Consider the following 4,906-nt stretch of genomic DNA (forward strand, 5'->3'; position numbering starts at 1 on the left):
GGCGTAACCCTGGATATCACCAAAAGAAAAAATTACGAAGCCCAGAAAGACGATTTCCTGGGAATTGCCAGCCATGAGCTGAAAACACCCATTACCAGCCTTAAAGCTACCATACAGCTGCTCAGCAGGCTGAAGGAAAAGCAGAACCATGAAATGCTGCCCCGGCTGGTAGATCAGGCAGCCAACAGTATGGAAAAACTGAATGCCCTGGTAGACGATCTTCTCAATATGCACCGCATCAGCGAAGGCCAGCTGGAGCTCGAAAAGGAAAGCTTCAATGTCTACAGGATGCTCGAGAACTGCTGCAATGACATCCGTTTTGCCGGCAAATACAACCTGATGATCAGCGGAAATGCAGAAGCCACGGTTTTTGCTGATGAGCACCGCATTGAACAGGTGGTCGTCAACTTTGTAAACAATGCTGTCAAATATGCACCCCGTTCCAGGGATATTTATTTAAATATAGAGCCGGCGGACAGCTATGTCCGGATCAGTGTCAAGGATAACGGAGACGGTATAGACCCTGCGATCCAGCCCTATATCTTCGACAGGTATTACAGGGCCAACCACAAAGGCAAAAAATATTCAGGGCTGGGCCTCGGGCTTTATATCTCATCGGAAATTATAAAAAGGCATGCCGGCGAAATCGGAGTGGAGAGTTACCCCGGGCAAGGCAGTACGTTCTGGTTTACCCTCCCCTCAGCCCTACCGGAATAAAAATTTATGTAAAAATTCCGGATACAGAAATATTTGACCGTAAACCAGTTACTTAATAATCAATCTAAATAATCACCAAGGCATGTTATTTGAGTGTAAGTAAACACCACACAAATTTGCAAAATTTTATGCTTTTCCTCATATTTGCAGATCAATGTTATAAAAACTGCAAGATCCGGAAGGCACTACAAAACAGCTATACTATGATGAATAACAACATTGACGTTTATATTCAGGCACTGAACTCAGCTAACTCAGGGATTATCATTACGGATAATACCCAACCCGACAATCCCATCATTTACTGTAATAAAACTTTTGAAACCATGACCGGTTATACCTATGATGAAATCATTGGCCATAACTGCCGTTTCCTGCAGTCCCAGGACAGATCGCAGCCCGAAAGAGAATACATCAAGGAATGCATTGTCCAGGAAAAAGAGTGCAAGGTTGAAATACGGAATTATAAGAAAAACGGAAACCTCTTCTGGAATGAACTTTATATTTCTCCCGTTAAAAATGACGACGGAAAGATTACCCATTTCATTGGAGTACAGAATGATATAACCGACCGCAAGAAAGCGGAACACGAGCTGCGGGAAGAAAAATCCTCCGTAGAGAGAAAGATAAAAGAACGTACCAAGGAACTCGTGGAAAGCGAGTCTTTCCTTTCCAGCATCATACAGACGGTGAGGGAAAGCCTTCTTGTTCTGGATGCTGATTATAAGGTACTGAGTGCCAATAACCATTTTCTGAACTCTTTTAAGGTAACCAATGAGGACACGGTAGGGAAAGTCCTTTTCGAGCTGGGAAACCATCAGTGGGACATAGAAACCCTCAAGGAGCTTCTCATGAAAATTCTTCCTACCAATAATCCGGTCATTGATTATGAAGTAGAGCATAATTTCCCCCATATCGGTAAAAAGGTAATGCTGCTTAATGCCTACCGCATAGAATTCGAAGGACAGTACAAAGACCGGATCCTGATTGCTATTGAGGATATTACTGACAAAAAAGAAACCGAAAGAAGGAAAGACGATTTTCTCTCCATTGCAAGCCATGAACTGAAAACACCGCTGACGACCATCAAAGGACTGGTCCAGCTTCTTCAACGTATGGCTCCTGAGAATTCTACTGCGAAGTTCAACCAGACCCTGGATAAAATCGGCATCTATGTCGACCGGCTTAACATCCTGATCTCCGATCTCTTGGATACTTCCAAAATCCAGTCCGGAAATATAGAACTGCATAAAGAGCCGTTTAATATTGACAAAACCATTAAAGATACCATCGAGAACCTGTCGCTGGCTACTCCCAACCATACCATTTCCCTGTCGGGTACCACAAAGGCAGTGATAATGGGCGACGAGCTGCAGATCTCGCAGGTCATCAATAACCTGATATCCAATGCCATTAAATATTCGCCGGGATCAGACCAGGTGGAGGTCTACATGAGCAGGGTAGGAAATTTCATAAAAATCTCTGTCAAGGATTACGGAATGGGCATCAGTGCACAGGACAAAAATAAAATTTTCGAAAGATTCTTCAGGGCCCGCGATATCCAGAAGAAATTTCCTGGCCTGGGCATCGGCCTCTATATTTCACATGAAATTGTGGTTAATCATAACGGAACACTTTGGGTAGAAAGTGAAGTCGGGGAAGGGTCTACTTTCAGCTTCACACTGCCAATAATGAAAAATGATGAGAATGAACACTAAGAAAATCATCGTCTGTGATGACGACCAGGGTATACTTGACGTATTGCAGATGCTTCTTGAAACGGAAGGTTTCACTGTATTTACAGAAATCAACAGCACCAATCTTATTAAACAGATCCAGAACCACGCTCCGGACCTGATCTTATTGGATCTTTGGATGCCGCTGCTGTCCGGTGACCAGGTTTTAAAATCCATCCGGACAACCGAAGGCATCAAAGACCTCCCGGTCATTGTGCTTTCAGCAAGTGTGGACGGCAATGATATTGCCTCTGATGCCGGTGCTAATGACTTTGTAGCAAAACCGTTTGACCTTGACGATATTATTTTAAAAATCAACAAATTATTGGCCTGATTGTATACAATCTTCAGGCATTGCCTCTGTAATACAGACTGCGGAATGGCAGGTTTATTCCTTATGCCTACACGTGATAAATAAACCGGTATTCTGCCTGAAAGCTTTACTTCAGCGCTCGCCCGCATCCTGCTGCATCAGGGTTAATTTTTTTAAAAACAAATAAGCATGAAAACACTGGGAATGATCATGGCAGCCGCCCTTGCACTAACTGTATTTATACTGGCTATTGAAATCAATTTTTATACGGATACCGCTTTAACGGTAAACCGGTTCAATGAGATACTCTGCTGGTCCTTTATCAAGTCTTTCGTCATTTCAGCCGCAGTACATATCGGGAATCATTACCGCACCGCAGGAAGAAATACGCAACGGTAATCTGTACTGATCAACATTATTTCCTTTACCGTTTGTTCTTAAAAATGCAGGATCACTCCTGCTCCCAGAGCTTCGGGTGTGGCCAGCGGATACAGTAAGGCCGTATAAGCAGCCTTTTTTCCGGCCAGTATCCTGTTGATGAACGGGAACAGCCAGTAAGCAAGCTCAGTGCTCAGGATCCCTAATCCTGCTCCTGCTACCACATCTCTTACCCAGTGCTTGTCGTTCAGTGTACGGTAAACTCCGGTAAAAATAGCAAACGGATATCCCGAAACGGCCAGCCAGATGTTTTCGTCTTTGTATTCCCGGAATAGAAACTGGGCTGATGAAAATGCGGTTGTCGTATGTCCGGATGGAAAAGACAGTGAATTGGAACCGTCGGGCCGCTCCTCTTTCACCGCATGCTTCAGCGGCAGCACAACAGCCGCCGCAATCAGCTGTGAAGTTCCGTAAATAACAGTTTTATCCCTGAAAGAATGTTTGCCTCTGATGCCGGCCAGATGGTATCCGTAGGCCATAGCTGCCGGCAGGTACTGCGTGTAATTATCCAGCCTGATCTGCCTGGGCTGGTGTTCTCCTATCTCGTATTTGGTGGATCTGTTCAGGTCTTTCAGGGCATCGGAAGTCAGGCTTACGACTCCGTAACCAATCAAAACAGCAGGGACAATCAGTTTTTTATATCCCGGACTGTACACAGCATCTTTATTAACAGACTTCTCGGTTGCAGAATCCGTTTTTGCCTGTCCGTGTAAGATTACGGAACACCATAACAAAGCGGGTAAGCTTTTCAATAGCTTCATAGATCACAATTTGAGCATCAAATCTAAAAAATTTATTTCAGATTCTGTCCTTCTGTTTTTAATAACGGCCGGTTATGGAGTGCCGGTTTGAAATACAAGGGCAGCCACTTTTTTCAGGAGCCTGATCCGGCTATCCACTCATACTCCTCGCGCCGGCGTTTTCCGGTCACGCCGCTGCCGGGTCCCTCCGCGCCCCGCTTTCCCACTCCGCTGTGGGGTATCCGTTTCTATCCGGGCTAATAAAAACCTCACAGGTTTTGAACCTGTGAGGTTGATAATAATTTACTGCCGGCCGGGAGCCTGTGTCAGGATTCATATGAACTTAGAATTCATTTCCCATTATATGCCTCCCTATCCGTGTGCTTTCCTCAGCTTGACCAGGCTCAGTACAAAAAGCCCAAGAATCCCCAGCACCAGATAGCCTTCCGCTACCCCCAGCTGCATCTGGGGCCTGATAACGGCAACGATCCCATAGCTGACGGCCGAAGTGATGATAAAGGCCACGCCGCCGGTAAGACCTCCCGCCATTCCCGCAGAATCCGGGAACCTGCCGATACAGTACGAAAAATAGTTATTGAAAATAAATCCGGCTGTTACATGGATGGCAAAAGCAAAGGCAACCAGGCTGTAAATGGAATTCACCGCGTAAGAAGCGCCCAGCATCAGGATAATGAGGAGCAGCTGGATGAAGTTGGCATACCGGATCTTAGGTACAAACGCTTTACGGATCAGCGCCTTGCCGAGAAAACCGCCGGTCATCCAGGCAAAACCGAGAATCAGGGAAACATAGCCCGCCACTACTTCGGAATACCCCATCTTATGCTCAATGATAAAAGATCCGCACAAATTGAAGAACATGATCATCGAGTAGCTTAGCCCGCACATGAGCATCCCGTAGAAAAAGTCTTTTGCCCTGAACATGGATTCATATTCTTTCAGGA

General features: G+C 45.4%; 5 protein-coding genes and 1 pseudogene. 4 read left to right on the top strand and 2 right to left on the bottom strand.

All coding sequences use genetic code 11. The features are described 5' to 3' along the window. The 4 genes from QZ735_RS15180 to QZ735_RS15195 form a co-directional block, all read left to right on the top strand. A partial coding sequence (locus QZ735_RS15180) for a HAMP domain-containing sensor histidine kinase (protein ID WP_294250006.1) occupies positions 1 to 717 on the top strand: 717 nt, incomplete at its 5' end. Positions 718 to 920: 203 nt separating this feature from the next. Further along, positions 921 to 2,435 (top strand): PAS domain S-box protein, encoded by a 1,515-nt coding sequence (locus QZ735_RS15185; protein WP_294250008.1) that lies wholly within the window; start codon positions 921 to 923, stop codon positions 2,433 to 2,435. After that, on the top strand, positions 2,425 to 2,787 hold the full coding sequence (locus tag QZ735_RS15190) for a response regulator transcription factor (protein WP_294250010.1): 363 nt from the start codon (positions 2,425 to 2,427) through the stop codon (positions 2,785 to 2,787). Before QZ735_RS15185 ends, QZ735_RS15190 begins: the two co-directional genes overlap by 11 nt. Positions 2,788 to 2,955: 168 nt before the next feature. Beyond that, the gene (locus QZ735_RS15195; RefSeq protein ID WP_294250012.1) at positions 2,956 to 3,165 is read left to right on the top strand and encodes a hypothetical protein; all 210 of its coding nucleotides are present in this window, start codon (positions 2,956 to 2,958) and stop codon (positions 3,163 to 3,165) included. A gap of 38 nt (positions 3,166 to 3,203) precedes the next feature. Here QZ735_RS15195 and QZ735_RS15200 read toward each other — a convergent pair whose 3' ends face one another. Together QZ735_RS15200 and QZ735_RS15205 are read right to left on the bottom strand one after the other, a co-directional pair. Continuing rightward, positions 3,204 to 3,965 (bottom strand): phosphatase PAP2 family protein, encoded by a 762-nt coding sequence (locus QZ735_RS15200; RefSeq protein WP_294250014.1) that lies wholly within the window; start codon positions 3,963 to 3,965, stop codon positions 3,204 to 3,206. Between the two features lie 351 nt (positions 3,966 to 4,316). Continuing rightward, positions 4,317 to 4,906, bottom strand: a pseudogene (locus QZ735_RS15205) (MFS transporter); the annotation flags it as partial.

Origin of the sequence: uncultured Chryseobacterium sp., from assembly GCF_913776365.1 — a bacterium.
Lineage (GTDB): Bacteria > Bacteroidota > Bacteroidia > Flavobacteriales > Weeksellaceae > Chryseobacterium.

Bases quoted from the DNA above. Each gene is read 5' to 3' on its own strand.
- QZ735_RS15185 (WP_294250008.1), top strand. From the start codon at position 921: ATGATGAATAACAACATTGACGTTTATATTCAGGCACTGAACTCAGCT.
- QZ735_RS15190 (WP_294250010.1), top strand. From the start codon at position 2,425: ATGAACACTAAGAAAATCATCGTCTGTGATGACGACCAGGGTATACTT.
- QZ735_RS15195 (WP_294250012.1), top strand. From the start codon at position 2,956: ATGAAAACACTGGGAATGATCATGGCAGCCGCCCTTGCACTAACTGTA.
- QZ735_RS15200 (WP_294250014.1), bottom strand. From the start codon at position 3,965: ATGAAGCTATTGAAAAGCTTACCCGCTTTGTTATGGTGTTCCGTAATC.